Origin of the sequence: Mycobacterium sp. (assembly GCF_049802695.1) — a bacterium.
Lineage (GTDB): Bacteria > Actinomycetota > Actinomycetes > Mycobacteriales > Mycobacteriaceae > Mycobacterium.
On sequence record NZ_JBARMY010000340.1, the window covers coordinates 1 to 20,908 of the forward strand.

Here is a 20,908-nt window from a genome sequence, read left to right on the forward strand (position 1 = left end):
GGCCCGGAGCACGGCTCGGCGGCCGCCTCTGGCGCCAAGCCGCCCGCGATGACGAGTCCGATCGCGGTCGCCGAAACCATCGACACCGAGACCGCCCGGGAAAACGCCGCCATACCACCTCTTTCCAGAGCGAAGCGCCGCACAAGACGTCCGCAGTTGGCTGATGTGACGATAGTGTCGGCTGGTGCTTGTGGGATTAGTGAGCTACGAATCGGTATGCATCGGTGATCGTGTCGCAACCCATTTGGTTTCCCTGAGTGGCTCCACGCTTCATACCGCAACCGTGCGACGGACCGTCGCAGCCACTACTAGCCGGTCCGACCGTTCTGCTTTGTGGCGAAGCCGGAAACGCCGCAGCAGCAGTCGATAGCCGGCGAACGTCAACGTGATCGGATCGCACCACGACGGTATGCCGCCGACCAGATGCAGGCCTGTCACCAGGACCGTCGACGTGGTGACAATCGGCCGCGACTCGAAGTACCGGCGAGCCGCGTTGGTCAGCTGCTCGTCATCGGTGGCGATCAGGTCGTAGGCGTCCAAAGCCGGCGCGCCTCTCATTGTGAGCGCTAACCGGGAAGGTACGTCCGACGTTGACCCAATCGCTTGCGGCCGCCGATACCAGTGAATTCCGCAGATTCTCATCGGAATTCTCGAAATAACCAGTCCGCCAGTTTAATTCGAATGATACGAGGAATCGTACAGTCGCAGCGATTCGGTAAGTTGTGACGCCCTCGCCAGTTCCGGGCGCAGTTCGTCGGCTATCACGTCGAGGTGAACTATGCCGGCACGGACGGCGTCGCGCAGCACAGTTTTTAAGGACTCCCAGTTCCTCGGTGCGATGAAGGGAAGCCGACAGTCGTCCAGGGAGCGGACCGGTGCGCCCAGGTGGTTGGGCTGCAGAGTGATTTGGTCCCGTCGGAGGCGTCGCAGACGACTGGCGCGACAGTGTGATTCATCCCGGCCGCTCCAGCGTTACTATTGCCTTGACAACCACTTTGTGACCGTTGCGCCGTGGGCAGGGCGCTGGGATTCGGTGTTAATGCCCAGCTCCCAAAGATTATTAAGCGAAGGTATGACGGAGTTCACCGAGGACGCCGGCGGCTTACCGGTGAGGTCGCTGAGCACGCTGCAGGCCAGCGCCGATGCCGCCGACTTGCGGATCGGGATCGACGAGCTGGCGGGCCTGGTTGCGGGCAGTCTGGGCTTGCCTGAGTTGCTGGCTGAGGTGTCGACGTTCGCGGTGCACGCGATACCGGGCGCCGACGGTGCCGGGGTGACTTTGTTGCGGGTCGACCGGGTGGACAACATGGTGGAGGCGTTGGCGGCCAGCGCGGCCTTTGTCGCCGAGATCGACCACATTCAGTACGTGACCCTCAAGGAGGGGCCCTGCATCACCGCGGCACTGGAGCGGCGCACGGTGCGGTCCGGGTCGTTGGGCGGGGAGAAGATGTGGCCGCGGTTCGGTCCGCGGGTGGGCCGCTTGGGCGTACACAGCGCGCTGTCGCTGCCGCTGATGCTGTCGGATCAGGCGATCGGGGCGATCAATGTCTACGCACGCGGTAAAGACATCTTCGATGAGCACGCCGCTGAACTGGGGGAGCTGTTCGCCAAACCCGCGGCGGTGGCGGTGCACAACGCCCAGATCCTCGCGCACGCGTTGGCGCTGACCGCCCAGTTGCAGACGGCGCTGTCGACGCGCCCGGTGATCGACCAGGCGATCGGCCTGATCCGGGGACGCAGCGGGCGCAGCGCGGAAGAGGCGTTCACACAGCTGCGGGCCATCAGCCAAGCCGAACATCGCAAATTGGCTGAGGTGTCCCAACGCATCGTCGATGAAGCCGTCGGCCGCGCCCGAGCCCGACACAACCCGACCTGAGCCCGAACCGCCAGGTCGGCCCACGACCGAACTGTCGCTGCACAGTAAAACGCGCGTAGGTTGGAGGGCGGGGAACAGTCAACGGGATGGGTCCTGGCCCGCGTCCCGTGTTCCCCACCGCGCAGGGCGACTCGCCTGTTCGGCACCGGCAGCTCGATTCGCGCTCGGGAGCGCCCAGCGGAGCAGTTCCCTCATGAAAATCGGTGCGGCACTAGCCGCCGATTTGGGCATCCTCACCGCCGCCCTGGACGAGCCCGATGCCGGTGTGCTGCAGAGTCTGCACCGCTTGAGAGTCGACGCCCAAGCGGTGGTGTCCACCTACCTCGGTCTTAGCGTGATCATCGACGGCAGTGATCCGCCGTTCACGTTAACGATCCTTGAGGACGGCGCGGCCGACGATGTTCGCACCTCGCTTCGGTTGACGCTGCCAGGTGTCGGTGACGGCCGGGCATCTCCATCGATTGCCCTCATCCTCTATGCGGGGACGCCGGGAACATTTGTCGACCTCACGGCAGACCTGGCGTGGCTAACCGGCCGCCCGCCCAGCGACTTCGCGCTCGATCAGCACCTCGGCGCCCCTGCCGGGTCGGACGGCGCAGCGTATCTGCGTGCGGCGTCGGTCATCAATCAGGCCTTCGGGGTTCTCATCGGCCGCGGCTTCACCCCGGAGGAAGCTCATTCGAAATTGGACGTTCAAGCCGATGGCGCGGGCATCGATCGACACATCGCGGCCCAGTTCATCCTCGACACGCTCACCGCTGAAGACCCGACCGAGGCATAGCGCGCCGATCAGGAGCCCAACATCGGCTTAGTGTTTTACGCACCTAAGAATCGCGCGGCCCGGTGGCCTGGCTGCGGACTGGCGGCCGGGTCAGGAGACCCTGCGGGCGTGCCGGTCGCTGACGGTGAGGTCAAGGATGACCGGGAGGTTGGGGTTGTTCACAGCTTGCCTGGCGTGCGCTACGGCGTGGGTTTCGATGCGTTGACGCAGCGCGGACAGGTTGGCGCTCTGCTCGAGGGTCGTCTCGATGACCAGGTCGGGGCTGGTGGCGTCGCCGATAAGTCGCGCATTGGCGGAATGCACGCCTGGGTAGGTGCGGATTTCCTCGCTGACGGCGTCGGTCAGTGCCGCAGCGAGCAGGGTGGTGCGCCCGGCGGAACGGTCCCCTGGGAGCCGGATGTCACCGTGCCGGTCGGTGGAGAACAGCAGCACGGCCAGCCAACGCAGCGCAAGCCACGCCATTACCACGCCGGCGGCGGCGATGACCAGCCACAGCCAGGCACCGTGGTGACCGACGTAGATGCCGACCGGGTTGGCGAACAGGCGGGCATGTTCGGCAGGGACGCCGAACGCACCGAAGGAGGTCAACGCCCCAATCAGGCCGACGGCGATGAGCAGGAGCGCGAATAGGATGAGCATGGCGCGGTTGGTGCGGTCGGCGTGCATCAGCGGCTCCTGGTGGTGACCCGCACGGACAGGGTCGGTGCGGGGGAAAGGGCGAGGATATCCAGCCGCCGTTGGGCCGCCTCGGTGGCGGGCTCGCGCAGCGACTGTGCGGTGTAGGGCTGACGACCTGCGGTGGTCGCGTAAACGGTGACCTTGCGGCGTTTCACCGTGACGGTGCTGTGGTTGATGCCGTCGACGTCGTCGACGGCGCCACCGATGGTCGCGGCGACGCCGCGGCGGGTAAAGGCGGCGTCGGTGACCTCGCTGTCGACCGGCAGGCGCTGCGGTTTGCCGCGTCGGAGTTCGGCGAGCAGCAGGACCACACCCAGGATGGCGATCATGATGGCGCCGACCCGAACGCTGCCCTGGGTCCAGCTGGTGCGCTCAGCCCAGTCATAGACCCGGTGCCAGTGAACGAGGGCAGGGTGGTTGACGATGCGGTCGGCGGCGACCTCGATGACGATCAGCACACCCACGGTGATGAGCGCGAGGCTCAGCAGAGCGGCCAACGGCCGGTTGATCAGTCGCATAAGGGCCGTCCTTTCCCGGGTTAGTGGACCCGCGACGGCGGGGCGAGCTGGGTGACGAGGTCGGCGACCTCGATGGTGACCTCGGCGACGTGCAGACCGGTGAGTTCGGTGACCCGGTCGCGTACGCGTTGCCGCACGGACTGGGCCACGGCCGGAACTGAACAGGGCCACCGGACACTGATGGACAGCTCGATGAAAACGACGCTGCCTTCGACCTCAGCGGAGGCTTTGGGTAGCTCGTCAAGGCTGGTTGCCCGCGTCCCGAGGGAACCGGCGCCGGGCAGGGACTTGCCGAGGACCCGCGGCGCGGCCGCGCCGGCATCAGGGATCTCCGAGGCGGCGCGGGCGGCGATTTTGGTCACCACCGAATCGTCGATGGTGATCACGCCGAGCTCGTTGCGTCCCACTGCTGGAGTCGCGGAGCTGTTTGGGGCGCTGGGGGCTGCCGGCGCAGCTGTGGCCGTCATCGGTCGCTGCGTCGACCCGAGGCGTAGCGGCTCAGGTCGATGTCGCCGTCGAGCACTTTGGCGACGATGAAGCCGAGCGCGCCGACTAGGGCGACGATCAGCATCTGGCCGAATCCGCCGAATGCCAGGGCCAGCCCGAGGGCCAGTCCGACGATGGTGCCAAGTGTGGTTCGGGTCATGTCTTCTCTCAATCTCAGCAGGGGCCGGTGAGTTCAGTCGGGGTGGCCGGCGGGGCCGGAACGGACGGAGCAGTGGGCGCGGATGAACTCTCGGCGTTCGGCGCGGCAGCCGCGTTCGGCGTCGTCCATGGTGAGGGACTGTCTTGGGCGGTGGGCGCACCCTGGGGGGGTGTTGGATCGGTCAGGTCGGCGAGGACGATGTCGACCGTGCGGTTACCGACGAACGGTGCTGCGGCCTGCTTGATTTGGGCGACCAGCTCGTGCACAGATACGCCCCAGGTTCCTTTGACCTGCACGGTCACTCGGTCGCTTCCAATGCGGATACCCGCGAGTTGGCGGCCGGGTAGATAGGTCGCGACGCTGCCCAGCGGGCCGCGCTCCAGATCGTCGACACCCTGGCAGGACCGCACGGCGGCGGCGAGCGCGTCAACGTCCACCCCCTCGATCACCGGGCTGCCGCGACTGCTCATGCCACCCCGCGTGAGGAGGTGTCGTGTTCATGCTCGTCGTGTTCGTTGGGCAGGTGGACGTCGTCAATGTTGATGTTGACCTCCACGACCTCCAGGCCGGTCATTCGTTCGACGGCCTGCTTGACGTTGCGTTGGATGCTTTGAGCAAGGTCAGCGATGGTGACGCCGTATTCCACGACAATGTCGAGATCAACCGCTGCTTGCGTTTCGCCGACCTGGACGCGAACGCCCTGAGCGACGTTCGGGTTTCCCATGGAGCCGGGGAAGGCTTCACGGATCGCACCGAAGGTGCGGCCGGTACTGCTTCCCATCGCGTGGACGCCGCCGATCTCCCGGCACGCGATCCCTGCGATCTTCTGGACGACGTGCTCGGCGACGGTGACCTTGCCGTGGTCGGTCTCTGGCCGATTCGGGGCTGTGGCGTTGCTGTTTGCGGCAGGACTGGTGGACTGTTCAAGTTGCGTCATTAGGGAGGACTCTTTCTTTGTGCTCGGCGGAGATGCTGGGTTAGGCAGGCCACCCACGATTCGGGTTGCTTGTCAAGGTTGTGACACTGGAGCAATCTGGTTGTGTCGCAAGAGGATTAAGTTGCGGCCTCTCATGACCACCTTGGTTACTAAGACCCTAATGGAAGACTGGATGTGCTCCAGGGGTTTTCGTGCGGTCGCCTGATGGAGGTGTTTCGGCGGTTTGTGACGCCGGGTCCAAGGTGTCGGCGCGGTCCCATTGCTCGTTGAGGTGGTCGCGCGAGGTGACCGCTTCACCGCGGTGGACCGCGGCTTGTTGTTGCAGTCCTGAGGCTTGTGCTGTTTTGACGTCGGCTTCGGCTTGGGCGGCGCGGGCTTTGGCGGCGGTCTCGTCGGCGAGGGCTTCCTGTTGTTGGACTTGCCGTGTTTCCTGCCGGGCGTCCTCACGGATCTTGTCTGCTTCGACATGGCGCTTTTGGTTGCGTTTGTTGCGCGCCACCCGGGTGAGTCCTGCGATGAGCAGGAGGGCCACGAGCGCGGCCACGATGATGAAAACTGTTGTGCTGGTAGCCATGTCGGCTCCTTCTGTTGGTTATAGCGGTGTCATTGGTCGCTGTGCGGCCAGTCGACTTTCGGCTGGCCGGCGGGGCGAGGGATCATGCGAGCTGTCGGCCCGGCTAGGGGCCGATGAGCAGCGGGTTAGTGTTTGAAGACGTCTTTGACTTTTGCGCCTGCCTGTTTGCTGTTGCCCCTGGCCTGGCCGGCGCGGCCCTCGGTGCGCAGGCGGGTATTGCCGGTGGCGCGGCCGAAGTACTTCTTAGTGGCGCCTTTGGCGGCTCCGGCTTTATGGGCGAGCTTCTTACCGATGCTCATTGCGGATTCCTCTCATTTTTTCGGTGGTCACAGACCGCGACGGCGGGCTGAGCGATATCAAGCGGCGCGCGGTGGTCTACGAGGCGGCGTCGATGTGCCCGGCGTCGATGGTTTGCCGGCGACGCGTCCAGCGACCGAGCGGGGAACTTGTCCCTGCCCGAGTGGCCCCAGCATTGCCCAGCACCCCGACGCTCCCGCCAAATCACCGCGACGAGCAAAACAGCTAATCCGATGATGACCATCATGGCGATGCCTTTAAATCCGGTGCTAGAACACCAGTAGACGCCTAGGTGACGTCCGTGTCAACAGCGTTGGCCAACAACACTGGTCTACAGGGTCGCCAGGAAGGAAGTGCTGCTTCGATTACGCGCCCAGCGCAGGTTCGCCGGTCAGCCGAAACAAGAGCACGCGCGGGAAATACGCCACGATCGCGCGGATGAGCCTCTCCGCCAATGAATCTCTTCGATCGGCATGTCTTCTGTTGCGGTTAACACAGGTCATCACCGTCCAAAGCGGCCAGCGCGTCGATGACCAACTCGCGGAACAGGCCACTGGTGTGCTGGTGGCGTGTGCCCCGCAGCGACGTCGACCGCTGCCTGGGCCCTTACCACTTGCTTCGCACCTACAATTACCACCGCGGCCACACCGCACTCGGCGGGCAGCCAATGTGCCCAACCTGTCAGGTCAGAACATCTCTCCCCCGGGCCCCAACGGGTGTAATGTTGTTGTTGCTGAGTCCTTCAGCCAGTCCGGAACGAGTTCGGCTGTCCGCCGCTGAACTTGCAGAGCGTCTGCTCGCGCCGCGCATTCCGATGTCTACCCGTTGCAGTCGAGATGGCATGCAAATTCGGCTCATTCCCTCGATATCTCCGAGTTCGGGGGGCACAAGTTCGCGTCCACCCAAACGAGTGCCCGTCGGTTGTCGACCAGGTGACCGGCGACCGAGCGAGAAAGAACCGTCACAACGATGCCGGGGAAACCGCTGCCGCGCACCCGGTTCGATGGCCCTGCCGCGTTGCGCCGAAGGACGCGCCGATCAGGCAGGAGCGACGCCAAATCCGCTGGGAGTCAAGCCAATGACGCCGTCAAACGCTGACCCAGGGAATCCTCCTCCCAACATCTACACAGAAATTAGGTAACCGTCATGATCGTTCTTGGAATCGTCCTCATCATCCTCGGGCTTGTCCTCCCTAGCCTCGTCCCGACCTTCGCCTTCGCCCATCTTGTTCTGGTCGCCGGCGTCATCCTCCTCGTCGTCGGCCTGATCCTGCTGGTGGTGGGACGGATGGGACACGCCGTCGGCGGCCGCCGCCACTACTACTGAACCGGCCCGATGTACTCCCCGGCTCGCCCAGCAGAGGCTGGCCGAGCCGGGTGCAGTAAGTTGCGGTTCTTCGTTGCCGGGAATGCCGGCTCGACGTAGAAGTCGAAAGAAGGAAGCAGACGATTGGCGATAACTGACGTTCCGGCCTTCGCTCACCTGACCGACGCCGATATCGAGAATCTGGCCGTTGAGCTGGATGCGATCCGGCTGGACATTGAGGATTCTCGTGGCGAGCACGACGCGCGCTACATCCACCGCACTATCGCAGCGCAACGCGTTCTCGAGGTAGTCGGCCGGCTCATGCTGGCCGCCAGCTTGAACCGCTCGGCATGGTGGGCGGGAACGCTGAGCCTTGGTTTGGCCAAGATCATCGAGAACATGGAGATCGGCCACAACGTCATGCACGGCCAGTGGAACTGGATGAACGATCCCGAGATCCACTCCTCGACATGGGAGTGGGACATGAGTGGGGCGTCCAAGCACTGGCAATCCACTCACAACTATCAGCACCATAAGTACACCAACATCCTCGGCATGGATGACGACGTGGGCTACAGCACCCTGCGGGTCACTCGCGACCAGCCCTGGAAGCCGTACAACATCGGTAATCTGCTGTTCAACACCATCCTCGCGCTGGGATTTGAGTGGGGAATCGGGTTGCAGCCCATCGAGTTCGGCAAAATCCTCAAGAGCGGATCGGATCGCGAAACCACCCTCCTGCAGATCCGCGAATTCTCCGACAAGGCCGGAAGGCAAGTGGTCAAGGACTACGTCGCGTTCCCGGCGCTGACCTCACTGTCGCCGGCGGCGACCTACAAATCCACACTGAAGGCCAACATAGTGGCCAACGTGATCCGCAACATCTGGGCCAACGCGGTGATCTTCTGTGGGCATTTCCCCGATGGCGCCGAGAAATTCACCAAGACCGACATGATCGGCGAAACCCGGGGTCAGTGGTATTTGCGCCAGATGCTGGGCAGCGCCAACTTTGACGCCGGGCCGGCGCTGCGGTTCATGACCGGCAACTTGTGCTACCAGATCGAGCATCACCTTTACCCCGATCTGCCCAGCAACCGGCTGCACGAGATCTCGGTTCGGGTCAGGCAGGTCTGCGACAAATACGACCTTCCGTATACCACCGGTTCGTTTCTGAGGCAGTACGGCAAGACGTGGCGCACCATCGCCAAACTGTCGCTGCCGGACCGCTACTTGCGCGACACCGCCGACGACGCTCCGGAGACCCGCAGCGAGCGGATGTTCACCGAACTGGAGCCCGGTTTCGCGGGGACAGACCTGGCGACAGGACGCCGGCGCGGGCTCAAGACAGCGATCGCGGCGGTCCGCCAGTGGCGTCGGGATGTTCAATCGACACAGTGGTAGTCATCCAGCGGGAACGACGGGCCGATCAGATTGCTGATCGTCGGGTGCGGCGACACCACCGCGGCGATACGCATCGGTTGACGGCTATCGGCGGTCTTGCCGCATTGTCGTTGGACGCATTGTCCAGCGTCGCCTATGGTCCCGAAGCGATCGTGCTGATTCTGGTCGCCGCGGGTGCCGCCGCAGTGCGGTTGACGCTGCCGATCGCGATAGCAATCACGGTGCTGCTGCTGGTATTGGTGGTCTCGTACCGGCAGGTGATCGCGGTCCACCCGAACGGTGGCGGAGCCTACGCGGTGGCCAAAAAGGACCTCGGCCGGACGGTGAGCCTGTTGGCTGCTGCGAGCCTGGTCGTCGACTACGTGCTGACCGTCGCGGTGAGTCTGGCGGCCGGAGCAGCCAGTCTGGGCAGCGTCTTTCCGGCGATGGCGCATCACCTGCTGGCCGTGACATTGGCCGGGCTTGCCCTGATCACCGCCCTCAACCTGGTCGGAATCGCCGAGTCGGCCAAGGTGCTGATGGACCGGCGATGGTGTTCATCGTCAGTATCTTCGCCATCATCATCACCGGGTTCATCCGTCCGCACCCGGTAGCCATTATCGGTATGGATCTGGGCCCCACCCGTGCGGCCGAGGCATTAGGGGTGGTGTTGATTCTCAAGGCGTTTGCGGCGGGATGTTCCTCGCTGACCGGAGTCGAGGCAATCGCCAACGCGGTGCCCCAATTCCGGACGTCCATCGTCAAGCGGGCCCAACACACCGAGGTCGCGTTGGGAGTGTTGTTGGCAGCCATGCTGATTGGTCTGGCCGCGCTGATTCGGCTGCACCAAGTGACACCGCGTGGCGACGTGACGGTACTCGCGCAACTCTCGGCGGGAGGATTTGGAACAGGGTGGCCGTTCTATGTGACCAACCTGTCGGTAACTCTGGTGTTGGCTCTTGCGGCGAACACCAGCTTTGGCGGCCTGCCGGTACTGATGCAACTGCTGGCCAAGGACCACCGGCTGCCGCACCTGTTCATGCTTCGTGCCGAGCGCCCCGTATTCCGTTACGGCGTGGCCACTTTAGGCTTGCTGGCCGGCGCAGTGCTACTCCTCGTCGGTGCCGAAACCCACCGACTTCTGCCCGTGTTCGCGATCGGCGTCTTCATCGGATTCACGATCAGCCAAACCGGACTGGTCCGGCACTGGCTGCAACAACGGGGCCGCGGCTGGGTGGGCAAAGCCGCACTCAACGGGACCGGGGGGGTGCTGACCGCCGTCGCCGGGGTGGTGCTCTTCGCCAGCAAATTCACCGAGGGCGCCTGGCTGCTGCTGCTGATCGTACCCGGGCTGATGCTGCTCTTCGATCGGATCGAACGCTACTACTATCACGTCGCCGAACAGTTGGATCTGGGCCGGCCGCCACCCAAACCCGTTCCGAGACCTTCCGGCGAAGCGATGGTCATCGTGCCGGTCATCACGATCAGCACGGTCGTCGGGCGTGCGCTGCAGGCCGCGATGCGGCTTGGCGGCGAAGTGATTCCGGTCGCCGTCGACACCGACCCCGCCGCCACCCACCGGCTATGCGAGCTCTGGAAACAATGGGACCCCGGGGTTGATCTACGGGTCCTGCCCAGCCCGCACCGCACCCTGGTGGCACCCACCGTCGGTTTTGTGCGAACCCAAGTCGAGAACGGACTCTTCGTCATCGTCATGCTCGCCTACATCGAACCGAGGCGCCGACGGTACCGAATCTTGCACAACCAACGCGGCCCGCTGCTCGCCGCAACAATTCGCGCGCGCACCGATGCCATCGTCGCCACGCTTCCGATTCGCTTGGACTGAGCATTTGCCTACTCCTGAAGACAAGCTCCCAGGCGGGTGCCGCAGAATCCGACCATTCCCGGTGTGTCACGCGCCCCCGAGGTGTTCTCACGGCGGACACACGCCGCTGTCATTGACCGTTCGTTGTGACCCAGCAAGATGCGATCCGCGGGTGTTGACGATTGCTCGGGCAGGGTGGAACGTCAACCGAGTTGAGACTCTCAACCAGTCCGGGATGGGGTCAGCTGTCCGCCGCTGTCCTCGCAGAGCATTGCTCGCGCCGAACACACCGGTGACGCCGCATGTCGGGACCACCATGAATACTCCGCCCGCCCCCTCCGCGCTGCCGAACGGCAACTTTCTTTCCCAGCCCTGGGAAGGTCGCTCCGTACGGTTAGCCAGTCGTCGGCTCAGGTCGTCGGTAGCTGTCATCAGCGCCCACGGCAGCATCGACGCATCCAACGCTGACACCCTGACCGAATACACGCTGGGGCATCTGATGCGTTGCCGCGGACTGATCCTTGATTTGCGTGACCTGGACTTCTTTGGCACTGAGGGTTTCTCGGCCCTGCACAGGGTTTCCGTGTGTTGCGCTCGCGTCAGCATAGACTGGGCAGTAATATCCGGCGAGGCAGTCTCCCGGTTGCTGCGAATCAGTGATCCACAGGGCTTGCTGCCCGCCGCCAGCACGCTCGAGGCAACGATAGCAATCGTTCAATACCGGCCTGACCGTCCACCACAGCCCATCGCGCTCGCGAAGACCCCGGACGGTCCTCGAGATGTGAATGCACGATGTGCTTAGTCTGCGGCGGCACAGACAGGTCCGTAATGAACAGCGGCCCTTGACAGAAGCGATCGCCGAGCTTGATGTGAATCCGGCGCCGCGACGGCCGCTGAGCACTCTGGTTGACCGTTGAAGTGGGCCACCCAGGCTTCCCGGGTGCTGAGGTTAGGCGCCGGGGCTTACGGCCGAGTGTCGATAGTGGCCGTCCGCAAGGTCTAGGTACCAAGTCGTTTCTCCCGGCGCCGGCAGGCCGGCCTCCCGCAGTGTGGTCGACAGTGGCCGATAAGAAGGCTGAGCGGTATGCGGTCAAAAAATGTGGACGATGTCGGGACGCTGGTCCCGGGGGAGACCGCCCAACGCGGTGGTTACCCGCAGCGGGGTTGCTGCCACGCCGGGCGGCCGAAGCTGATTGATCGTCACGAAGCTTCGCCAGGCAGCATGTGGTCTTCGAGGTAAGTCGCTCGACAATGGTTGTTTGATACACCCGGGACGACTAACGCCGTCCGTTCGACGAAACGGACAGACTCAATCACCCCAGAAGCCTTCATGTTGAATTGCAGACGGCGGTCACTCGCACGGCCCGAGGACCTTTAGGGATCGTGGCCTCAGCGTTTTTTGGTGTGCAGCAAAGCCTCAGTCTGCGAAACCTGGCTGGCCTTATTGCGCTTCGCAGCGCGTTTCTCTTTCAGCGAACTACCCGACTTCTTGGTCATAGTTTGCCGGGGAGATTTGTCAGACATCGCGCCCCTTTGATATGGGGGCCTATGTTGGTCCCAGTGCTGCGAGCATACGCCCCCGGCGCCCGAGTCGCCTCGATCTCTGGTTCGGAACGGCTGGCAACCAGGGCTGTCAAGAAGAGTCGAAAAGGTCAATCGATTGGACTGTCCTTTGGCCTAACGGATGGCGCACCTGCGAGTCGGTCAACAAGCGGGATGCAAAAGGCCAACGTCTTTCCGCATGTCAGTCTTCCCACAGCCCAACGCGTCTCGCCCGGCGAGAGTATCGGTTGCGGATACCGTTTCCTGGCGGGGCCTTCGACGTTCGCATCGCTATTGACGATCGGCCGATCCCGGCTCGCGATCCTGACGGCCTTCAGTCGCCCTGAGCAACCCCAGCCGGCCCCGGCTGCGGGGGCGTTTCGCATTGGGGCTCACCGAGCCCAGTAGACCGGTAAGTTCGGTGATCCGGATATCACCTAGTTTCTCCACCGCGCCGATGATGTCGGCTCGCAGGCTGTCGTCAGCGAAAGGCTCTGCCAGCCAATGAAATTTCTCGACGACACGATCCCACGTCATCGGGCGGCTGGGCGATCCCTCGAAATCGGATTGTTCCCGCTCGACGCTGCTGCCGTCGAGCGTTTCGATTCGAACCCGCGTCGACGTACGCCCAGGGTAAGCGGCCGTCAGGTCGGCGGCCGCCACCACGGTGACACGGCGCAGCAGGTTCTGCACGTCGTCGCGACGGACGCGTGTCGTTTCGAGCTGCTCCGGCCCGACTTGGCCGTCGAGCAGCGCTACGGCGGCGAGGTATTTCAGGTTGTAGTCGGCTTGCTCTTTGCTCTGCGGATGGTCTTTGTCGCCGTAGCGCCCGCCGCCGGCGATGTCGTAGGCGCCCTCGAACACCTCGAGCGTGACACGTGCGATATCGCCTGCGCTGAACTGGTATTCATCACGGAGAGCCAAAGTGGCGTCGATGACGCTCTGCCCGTGGATCAAAGCGCAATACTTCTTCAGATACGTCAGTTCCACGCACGTCAACGCATGGTCGTCGGTACGGAAATCAATGGGCTGGTCGAACAGTTGCACCAGGCCGTTGGGTCCCTCGAGCAACGAGCGGGGGCCGGAGACGCCGCGGCCGACCAGCAGCGTGGTGTACACCGCCCGCATCCCGGTGACCGCCGGGGAGATTCCCTTCCAGGTCGATACCGGCTCGGCGTGGACGGCGGCCAGCGACACATTGTCGGCAGCCGATGCGGCGATGGCTGAGGCGGTGTGCCCGGCGTCGAAGTCGAGCAGCTTGGCTGCACCGGCGGCCACCGACATAGCCAGCTGCAGAGCGTGATTGAGTCCGTGCGCCATGACCGGCACCTGCGCGCTGAACCGGCATTGCACCTCGTAGGCGACGGCCAGGGCGAGCAGGAAGTCGGCACCAGTGGCTCCGACGTGTTCGGCCATTGCCAGGATGGCGCCGAGGTTGTCGGCGGGGTGACACAACCCGCCCGGTGTGAGAAAGGTGTCCAGCAGGTCGGGGTAGCGCACCAGCACGGCGTTGAAGAAGGCTGCTTGGTCCACCGAGACACGTCCGCCGCCGATGAAGGTCGTCGTCGGGCGGCTGCTGAACTGTTCGGCGTGCGCCCGGATCGCGGGAATCAGCTCGCCGTCGAGAGCACCCAGGGCGCAAGCGATGCTGTCGAGAACATTGCGTTTGAGCGTGGGCAGCGACGCTCCGATGTCGGAGAGCTGGGCTTCGACCACGAACCGGCCGAGTCGATCAACATCGTGAGTGGCGTCCATCGGAAGCCGGCTATGCCCCCTTGGCGACCGCCCGGTTGGCCGCGGCACGCATCCGTTCGGACAGTCGCAGCAGCTCGTGCTCACCAACGCCGTCGGGCACGGTGTACGCCAGTTGTCGTAATTCGAGGGCGCAGTCGCGCAATTCTTGACGAAGTGTCGCCTCAATGGGGAGCATGACTTCTTCCTGTGTCGTTGGCAGGGCTGCCGGGGCCGGATCTCCTACGGGAGTTTAGCCTCCGACGGCTCAGGGGCGGCGTTCCCCGGCCATCGCCGACTCGGGGGCCACCCAGTCGGTGCAGACCTTGCGATGCTTGATCCGCCAGCCATTCCGGTCGGGCACCAAGGTGTCTCGATACCGGCCGAAATGGTCGAGACCGACGTGGCGAGTACCGACCTGGCTCACGCTGATGGGAAAAGCTGGCCGCGCCGCCGCAATTGTCTTTGCCTACGATAATGGCGTCGTCGCCCCGCGCTGAGCGGCAGCCGCTGGTAGCTTGACGGTTGTCACGGCAGTGTTCGACGCCAAGCCATCCAGGGCCGGTCGGCAGCCTTCCGGTGATGGATCAGCAGAGAGGTGGGGCAGGGCATCAACACGCGTGATCTCAAACGAGAAGTAGGCGCACGCATCGAGCTCGAGGTGACCGAACCGACCACTCTAGATTTTCAAATCGCAGTCGCGCGGTTGCCGGGCATCCATGTCAGTGAGTCGCTGACGATCACGCTGAACGGTGAACCCGTCGAGTCGAAAGAGATTGTCGGCCAACACTTGACGCGCATTCATCAACTGGACGTCGGCAAAGGGACGGTGACGCTGTCGTATTCGGCGTCGGTGGCCGGCCAGGCCGACCCGCCGCCGATCCGCGACATCGACCTGATCACCTACCTTCGCCCCAGCCGATACGCCGAAGCCGACAAGTTCTTCGGCTTCGCCGCAACCGAGTTCCAGCAGTACGGCGCCTCGGTGTCGCTGCTGGAGAAGGTGTCCTCGTGGGTGGGCACCCGGCTGAAATACGTTCCCGGCTCCAGTGATCCGATCGACGGCGCCGCCGATACGTTGCTGGCGGGCGCTGGGGTGTGTCGCGACTACGCGCATCTGGTGATCGCACTGCTGCGTGCACTCAACGTGCCGGCCCGGCTGGCCGCCGTGTACGCGCCGGGGTGTGACCCGATGGATTTTCACGCCGTGGCTGAGGCCTACGTCGACGGCGTGTGGCGGGTGGTCGACGCGACGTGCCTGGCGCCGCGGCAGTCGATCGTGCGCATCGCAACCGGTCGAGACGCCGCCGACACCGCCTTCCTGGACAACCACAGAGGCGCCATGACGCTGACGAGCACCTGGATCACCGCAGTGGTCGACGGGGAGCTGCCCAGAGATTCCGTGGCGCAACTGGTCAGCATCCGGTAGCGCGACCTTCTCGAGTTTCTTGCAACCAGCAAACCGGGGCACCGGGCTGTCGCATGCTTGACGGGTGGATGCCGAACTCGAACAGTGGAAAGCCGGCGGGCGCTACTTCGACTACCTCGGCTTCAACGTCTTCTACCGGGTCGAGGGCAGCGGACCACCGATGCTGTTGATTCACGGTTATCCGTTCAACTCCTGGGATTGGGCAACGATCTGGCCGGCGCTGGTCGGCCAGTTCACTGTCATCGCGCCGGACATGTTGGGGATGGGTTTCTCCGACAAGCCGTTCGCGTACGGATACTCGGTGCACGACCACGCCGATATGCATGAGGCCCTGCTGGCACAGCTCGGGATCCGGAACTGCCATATCGTCGCCCACGACATCGGTGATTCCGTTGCTCAAGAGCTGCTGGCCCGCCACGACACCGGTCAACAGTCGCACGGCTCCTTCGGAATCGACTCGCTGACCTGGCTCAACGGCGGGCTGTTCAACGAAAGCTACACGCCGCGACGGGTGCAGATCCTGCTGTCACAGACCCCGTTCGGCGCGATAGCGAGCCGATTCCGCGGCACCCTGTTGTCCAGTCGCATGCTCGACCGGTCCATCGACGAGCTGTTCGGGCCGAACACCAAACCCTCACGGCGGACGCGTCGGCTGTTCAACGAGATCCTCGAGTACAACGACGGTAAGCGGGTCACCCACAAGGTCGGCGGATTCGTCAACGATCGAGTGGTGCACCGCAACCGATGGGTGCGGGCCATGCGGCACACGGCGATACCCATGCGACTCATAGACGGACCCGCCGATCCGAACTCCGGTCGGCATATGGCCGAGCGCTACCGCCAGATCATTCCGAACGCGGACGTCGTTCTGCTCGGCGACGACATCGGGCATTGGCCGCAGATCGAGGCGCCGGATGCGGTACTGAGCCATCTGCTCGACCACATCGGCCGAGCCGCGGCGCCGGGCGATTAACGCGACGAGATCACGGCGCATTCTGGCGTTGACAGCGGCGTAACAATTCCGCCATCAACCGTCCCTAGTGTCGTTCGAGCAATATCCAACGGTTTTCAGATGCGATGCATCTCGGCGATAGGGACTCTATTGAGCGGCAACGCGGTACGGCTGCAGGCAATCATCGGTGTCGAGGCGTACGAGCCTCCGGCAGTCAGCTTCGATCCCGGTGAAGAGCCAGGCGGCGTTTTCGGGTCTAACGTCTTCACCAAGGCGGAGATGCAGGCGCGGCTGCCCAAGGCGGTGTACAAGTCCGTGGTCGCGACCATCGACAAAGGCGTCAAGCTCGACCCTGCCGTCGCCGACGCGGTTGCGGTGGCCATGAAGGACTGGGCGCTGGAAAGGGGCGCCACCCACTACGCCCACGTCTTCTACCCGATGACGGGCCTTACCGCGGAAAAGCACGACAGCTTTCTGGAGCCGACTTCGGACGGGCAGACGCTGGCCGAATTCGCGGGCAAGACGCTCATCCAGGGCGAACCCGACGCCTCCAGCTTCCCGTCGGGTGGGCTGCGCAGCACCTTCGAGGCGCGCGGTTACACCGGTTGGGACGTCACCAGCCCGGCCTACATCCTGGAGAACCCGAACGGCAACACGCTGTGCATCCCAACCATCTTCGTGTCGATGACCGGCGAGGCGCTGGACTACAAGACTCCGCTGCTACGTAGTCAGCAAGCCATGGGCGCACAAGCCGAGCGGATCCTGACGCTGTTCGGCCACAAGAACCTCAATCACGTCGTCTCATTCTGCGGTCCCGAGCAGGAGTACTTTTTAATCGACCGGCACTTCTTCCTGGCCCGACCGGATCTGATCAACGCGGGCCGGACGCTGTTCGGCGCCAAACCGCCCAAGGGTCAGGAATTCGACGACCACTACTTCGGCGCAGTGCCCGAGCGGGTGCTGGGATTCATGATGGATACCGAGCGGGAACTATTCAAACTCGGCATTCCCGCCAAGACGCGGCACAACGAGGTGGCTCCTGGCCAGTTCGAGATAGCGCCGATGTTCGAGCGGGCCAACATCGCCTCTGACCACCAGCAGCTGCTGATGACGATCTTCAAGACCATCGCCAAGAAGCACGGCATGGAATGCCTGTTCCATGAGAAGCCGTTCGCCGGTGTCAACGGATCGGGTAAACACGTCAACTTCTCGGTGGGCAACGCCGAGCTGGGTTCGCTGCTGGTACCGGGGGACACCCCGCACGAGAACGCGCAGTTCCTGGTGTTCTGCGCCGCGGTGATCCGTGCCGTGCACAAGTTCGCCGGCCTGCTGCGAGTTTCGGTCGCGTCGGCGACCAACGACCACCGGTTGGGCGCCAACGAGGCGCCGCCGGCGATCATCTCGATCTTCCTCGGTGAACAGCTCGCCGACGTGTTCGAGCAGATCGCCAAAGGTGCAGCCACGTCGTCGAAGGGCAAGGGCACCATGATCATCGGCGTTGACACCTTGCCGCCGCTACCGACCGACCCCGGCGACCGCAACCGCACCAGCCCGTTCGCGTTCACCGGCAACCGCTTCGAGTTCCGGGCACCGGGGTCCGGACAGACGGTTGCCGTGCCGATGATCGTGCTCAACACGATCATGGCGGACTCGTTGGACTACATGGCGACGATCTTGGAGCAGGCCGTTGCCGACGGCGAGGACTTCGACAAAGCAGTGCAGAAGCTGCTCACCGAAGTCATCACCGAGCATGGCGCGGTGGTGTTCAACGGGGACGGCTACTCCGAGAACTGGCACATCGAAGCGGCCGAACGCGGCCTACCGAATCTCAAGACCACCCTGGACGCTGTTCCGGAGCTGATCAAGCCCGATTCGATCGAACTGTTCGAGAAGTACGGGGTTTTCAACGAGCGTGAGCTGCACAGCCGCTACGAGGTCCGTTTGGAGCACTACGTGCTGACCGTCGGCGTCGAGGCCAAGCTGGCTCTGGAGATCGGCACGACGATCATTTTGCCGGCCGCGCTTCGCTATCAGACCGAGCTTGCGCAGAACGTCGCGGCGTTGAAGGCCGCCGGCGTGGAGTCCAGCACTGCTGCGCTGGAAGCAGTTTCAGCACCGATCGCCGATCTCGAGGCGGGTCTGGTGAAGCTGAAGACTGCGCTGTCCGACCACTCGGCGGCGTCGGTGCTCGACGAGGCCAAGCATGCACAAGAAGAGCTGTTGCCGGCGATGGCGGAGATCCGTGCTGCCGCCGACATGCTGGAAGGTGTGGTGGCCGACGACCTTTGGCCGCTGCCGACCTACCAGGAGATGCTCTATATCCTCTGACGCCCGGCCCCTCAGTGGACCGCCGGCGGTAAATGCCGGGCATCTCAGGACGGTTACAGGTAGATACCGATACCCGCCGTGCTCTGGCAGAAGCTGGACAATCCACAAATGATGGCACCGTGCGAAATTGGGCAATAACGGGCAGCCACCGCGAAAACACAGGTGGTGACAGCTCCACAGCAGGGACGTGCAGCATGACGGTGGACTGGGTTCCCGCTCAGGTACCTTCCGGCCTGCACGGTGGTCGCATCCTCGACACCGCGCGGGGCATTCTCATCGGTCTGCGCCGGTGCCCCTCACAGTCGGCGTCTGATGAGCTACTTGCCGCCGCACGGCGGCACAAGGTGCCGGTCTTCGCGTTGGCATGGGCGCTTGTGCGTCTCGCCGGGGACGGGGGCAAGGTGCCGCACACCTTCAGCAGCGCACAGTCGGCAGCTCGGCACGAATGGGGTGAACTGTTCACCCGGCCGGCTGTGCCGGCCTGCTGAGACCGAAGACGTCAGATCGTCAGCCGTCGAACTTCGACAGCGGGCGACGCCCGACCCTGCGCCCGGTGGCCACCTTCGTCGTGATCGCGGCCAGCCGGAGTAATCCTCGATAGGTCGACGGGTTGAACAGCGTCGGCCACGTGGTGCGCGCCAGATGCGTGCTGAGCGGACGGCCGGCGAACCGGTCGCGCAGCCAGCGCAGCGTCATGGGCGCCGACAGTGTGTGCAGCAGCAGGTGCTCGCTGAACCGGTCGCGGTGATAGGTGACGGAAGTGCCTGCCGCACGGTATGTTTCGACGAGCTCGTCGATGGCGGCGACGTCGATGACCTTGTCGTTGACGGCCTGCACGATCAGCACCGGGGCGGCGGGTCCGGCGGTGCCCAGCTTCATGGCCTCGAGGATGTGCGCCACTTCGGGCAGCTCCCACATTTCGTCCATCGTCAGGTCCATGTAGTCGTTGATGTCGGTGTTCCGCAGTCCGAAGACCGCCGCCGCCGTCGTCATCTTCGACAACTTGGCCAGCAGCGCCTTGCCGTCCGGTGTCGCGTGAACCTCGACGATTCGCTCGATCTCCGGGTAGATCTGCGTCATCGCCGCAATCACCAGGCCGGGAAGACCAGCCCAGAAAGTGGCGTTCAGACGGCGGCCGATCCTGCCGGGGTCGGCAACCGGTGACCCCAGCACGGCGCCGACGATATTGAGTTCCGGCGCGTATCCCGCGCTCAACTCAGCGGCCCAGGCCGAGGCGAAACCGCCGCCGGAATAGCCCCACAAGCCGACCGGTGCCGACGGCGACAATGCCAGGCGATCGCAACTCAGCGCGGCACGAACGCCGTCGAGGATGCGGTATCCGGGCTCGTATGGGGCTCCCCACATGCCCTGACACCCTTCGTGGTCCGGCACCGACACCGCCCAGCCCTCAGCGAGCAGCGCCGCAATCAGCAACAGCTCGAGTTGCGCCAGCGCCCCGACGGCCTTGGCGCCGCGGCGCAGCGCATACGACGGGAAACACCGTTCGGCGACCGCATCGATGGCGCATTGATACGACACCACCGGGCAGGGCGTGTCGGCATCACGCCGCCGCGGCACCACCACAGTGGTCACCGCGGCCTCCGGTTCGCCTCGCAAGTCGGTGCTTCGGTACAACAGCTGGGTCGCCCTGAAGCGCTGCGGTATGACGCTCAGAAACGCCAGCTCGACGTCGCGCGACCGCAACAATTCGCCGGGGCGGGCGTGCTGGTATCCGGTCGGCGGGACGTAGAACGGGTCTACGCCCGGCAGCAGCGGGCGAGCGCCCCGACGCATCTCCGCATCTGTGACGCACCCCGGCCACGAGTCGCCGCCGGGTGTTGCCGGGTCACCAGCTTCCACTATCGGCTCCTATTTGAGATGTTTGAGACTGTTGAATGACTGGTACCCAGGTTTGGCTTCGTACTAAATCGGCCGCGGGGCCGATCGATACACCTGTGCGTGAACGGCTGTACGCGAGTCTGCCTAAGCCTTGCTTCTACCTGGAAATTTACTGTGTGGCATTGATGAAATCTTGTTTACGAGTGTACGCTGAGGATTAGCTTCTCACGGTAACATGACTTCCGGCCCCGAAATTTGTTGGTCTGAGTC

Annotated in this window: 21 protein-coding genes and 2 pseudogenes; 10 read left to right on the top strand and 13 right to left on the bottom strand. The window is 64.0% G+C overall.

Annotated elements, in window-relative coordinates; all coding sequences use genetic code 11:
- Nucleotides 1–270 precede the first annotated feature (270 nt).
- On the bottom strand, nt 271–558 hold the full coding sequence (locus WA317_RS13915) for a DUF7427 family protein (protein ID WP_425173588.1): 288 nt from the start codon (nt 556–558) through the stop codon (nt 271–273).
- Between the two features lie 514 nt (nt 559–1,072).
- On the opposite strand from WA317_RS13915, the gene WA317_RS13920 reads away from it, so the two are divergent.
- Nucleotides 1,073–1,876 (top strand): GAF and ANTAR domain-containing protein, encoded by an 804-nt coding sequence (locus WA317_RS13920; RefSeq protein WP_425173589.1) that lies wholly within the window; start codon nt 1,073–1,075, stop codon nt 1,874–1,876.
- A gap of 193 nt (nt 1,877–2,069) precedes the next feature.
- Nucleotides 2,070–2,657, top strand: coding sequence for a hypothetical protein (locus WA317_RS13925; protein WP_425173590.1), 588 nt, complete (start codon nt 2,070–2,072; stop codon nt 2,655–2,657).
- A gap of 90 nt (nt 2,658–2,747) precedes the next feature.
- On the opposite strand, the gene amaP is transcribed toward WA317_RS13925, so the two are convergent.
- From amaP to WA317_RS13965, 8 genes are all read right to left on the bottom strand, one after another.
- Nucleotides 2,748–3,323: an alkaline shock response membrane anchor protein AmaP gene (gene amaP, locus WA317_RS13930; RefSeq protein WP_425173591.1), complete on the bottom strand. Its 576-nt coding sequence runs from the start codon at nt 3,321–3,323 to the stop codon at nt 2,748–2,750.
- A complete protein-coding gene (locus WA317_RS13935; RefSeq protein ID WP_425173592.1) occupies nt 3,323–3,853 on the bottom strand; it encodes a DUF6286 domain-containing protein in 531 nt (176 codons plus the stop codon). Before WA317_RS13935 ends, amaP begins: the two co-directional genes overlap by 1 nt.
- A 20-nt stretch (nt 3,854–3,873) precedes the next feature.
- Nucleotides 3,874–4,260, bottom strand: a complete 387-nt coding sequence (locus WA317_RS13940) for an Asp23/Gls24 family envelope stress response protein (RefSeq protein ID WP_425173593.1) — start codon at nt 4,258–4,260, stop codon at nt 3,874–3,876.
- Between the two features lie 56 nt (nt 4,261–4,316).
- Nucleotides 4,317–4,499: a hypothetical protein gene (locus WA317_RS13945; protein ID WP_425173594.1), complete on the bottom strand. Its 183-nt coding sequence runs from the start codon at nt 4,497–4,499 to the stop codon at nt 4,317–4,319.
- Between the two features lie 14 nt (nt 4,500–4,513).
- Nucleotides 4,514–4,969, bottom strand: coding sequence for a hypothetical protein (locus WA317_RS13950; protein WP_425173595.1), 456 nt, complete (start codon nt 4,967–4,969; stop codon nt 4,514–4,516).
- Complete coding sequence (locus WA317_RS13955) at nt 4,966–5,436, bottom strand: Asp23/Gls24 family envelope stress response protein (RefSeq protein ID WP_425173596.1); 471 nt, start codon at nt 5,434–5,436, stop codon at nt 4,966–4,968. Before WA317_RS13955 ends, WA317_RS13950 begins: the two co-directional genes overlap by 4 nt.
- 157 nt (nt 5,437–5,593) lie before the next feature.
- The gene (locus tag WA317_RS13960; protein WP_425173597.1) at nt 5,594–6,010 is read right to left on the bottom strand and encodes a hypothetical protein; all 417 of its coding nucleotides are present in this window, start codon (nt 6,008–6,010) and stop codon (nt 5,594–5,596) included.
- A gap of 125 nt (nt 6,011–6,135) precedes the next feature.
- Complete coding sequence (locus WA317_RS13965) at nt 6,136–6,309, bottom strand: CsbD family protein (RefSeq protein WP_425173598.1); 174 nt, start codon at nt 6,307–6,309, stop codon at nt 6,136–6,138.
- A 1,144-nt stretch (nt 6,310–7,453) separates the two neighbouring features.
- Between WA317_RS13965 and WA317_RS13970 the strand changes: the two genes are divergently transcribed.
- The 4 genes and pseudogenes from WA317_RS13970 to WA317_RS13985 all read left to right on the top strand — a co-directional run bounded on the left by WA317_RS13970 (nt 7,454) and on the right by WA317_RS13985 (nt 11,619).
- On the top strand, nt 7,454–7,633 hold the full coding sequence (locus tag WA317_RS13970) for a DUF6131 family protein (protein WP_425173599.1): 180 nt from the start codon (nt 7,454–7,456) through the stop codon (nt 7,631–7,633).
- A 123-nt stretch (nt 7,634–7,756) separates the two neighbouring features.
- Nucleotides 7,757–9,013, top strand: coding sequence for a fatty acid desaturase family protein (locus WA317_RS13975; protein WP_425173600.1), 1,257 nt, complete (start codon nt 7,757–7,759; stop codon nt 9,011–9,013).
- Nucleotides 9,007–10,838: pseudogene (locus WA317_RS13980) on the top strand (APC family permease). The gene WA317_RS13975 and the pseudogene WA317_RS13980 overlap by 7 nt, the downstream one beginning before the upstream one ends.
- A 295-nt stretch (nt 10,839–11,133) precedes the next feature.
- Nucleotides 11,134–11,619 (top strand): STAS domain-containing protein, encoded by a 486-nt coding sequence (locus WA317_RS13985; protein ID WP_425173601.1) that lies wholly within the window; start codon nt 11,134–11,136, stop codon nt 11,617–11,619.
- Between the two features lie 1,031 nt (nt 11,620–12,650).
- Here the strand turns inward: WA317_RS13985 and WA317_RS13990 are convergent.
- From WA317_RS13990 to WA317_RS14000, 3 genes and pseudogenes are all read right to left on the bottom strand, one after another.
- Nucleotides 12,651–14,114: an MmgE/PrpD family protein gene (locus WA317_RS13990; protein ID WP_425173602.1), complete on the bottom strand. Its 1,464-nt coding sequence runs from the start codon at nt 14,112–14,114 to the stop codon at nt 12,651–12,653.
- 10 nt (nt 14,115–14,124) lie between these two features.
- Nucleotides 14,125–14,289, bottom strand: coding sequence for a hypothetical protein (locus tag WA317_RS13995; protein ID WP_425173603.1), 165 nt, complete (start codon nt 14,287–14,289; stop codon nt 14,125–14,127).
- A 69-nt stretch (nt 14,290–14,358) separates the two neighbouring features.
- Nucleotides 14,359–14,496 (bottom strand): annotated as a pseudogene (locus WA317_RS14000) (nuclear transport factor 2 family protein); the annotation flags it as partial.
- Between the two features lie 192 nt (nt 14,497–14,688).
- Between WA317_RS14000 and WA317_RS14005 the strand changes: the two are divergent.
- The 4 genes from WA317_RS14005 to WA317_RS14020 all read left to right on the top strand — a co-directional run bounded on the left by WA317_RS14005 (nt 14,689) and on the right by WA317_RS14020 (nt 19,287).
- Nucleotides 14,689–15,519: a transglutaminase-like domain-containing protein gene (locus WA317_RS14005; RefSeq protein WP_425173604.1), complete on the top strand. Its 831-nt coding sequence runs from the start codon at nt 14,689–14,691 to the stop codon at nt 15,517–15,519.
- 64 nt (nt 15,520–15,583) lie between these two features.
- Nucleotides 15,584–16,492 (top strand): alpha/beta fold hydrolase, encoded by a 909-nt coding sequence (locus WA317_RS14010; RefSeq protein ID WP_425173605.1) that lies wholly within the window; start codon nt 15,584–15,586, stop codon nt 16,490–16,492.
- A 129-nt stretch (nt 16,493–16,621) separates the two neighbouring features.
- Nucleotides 16,622–18,799 (top strand): glutamine synthetase III, encoded by a 2,178-nt coding sequence (locus WA317_RS14015; protein ID WP_425173607.1) that lies wholly within the window; start codon nt 16,622–16,624, stop codon nt 18,797–18,799.
- A gap of 194 nt (nt 18,800–18,993) precedes the next feature.
- Entirely contained in the window at nt 18,994–19,287 is a 294-nt protein-coding gene (locus WA317_RS14020; RefSeq protein ID WP_425173606.1) for an ANTAR domain-containing protein, read from the top strand.
- Nucleotides 19,288–19,306: 19 nt separating this feature from the next.
- Here the strand turns inward: WA317_RS14020 and WA317_RS14025 are convergent, their stop codons facing one another.
- Nucleotides 19,307–20,662 carry a lipase family protein gene (locus tag WA317_RS14025; RefSeq protein WP_425173608.1) on the bottom strand — a complete coding sequence of 452 codons (1,356 nt, stop codon included), beginning with the start codon at nt 20,660–20,662 and terminating at the stop codon, nt 19,307–19,309.
- Between the last annotated feature and the right edge of the window lie 246 nt (nt 20,663–20,908).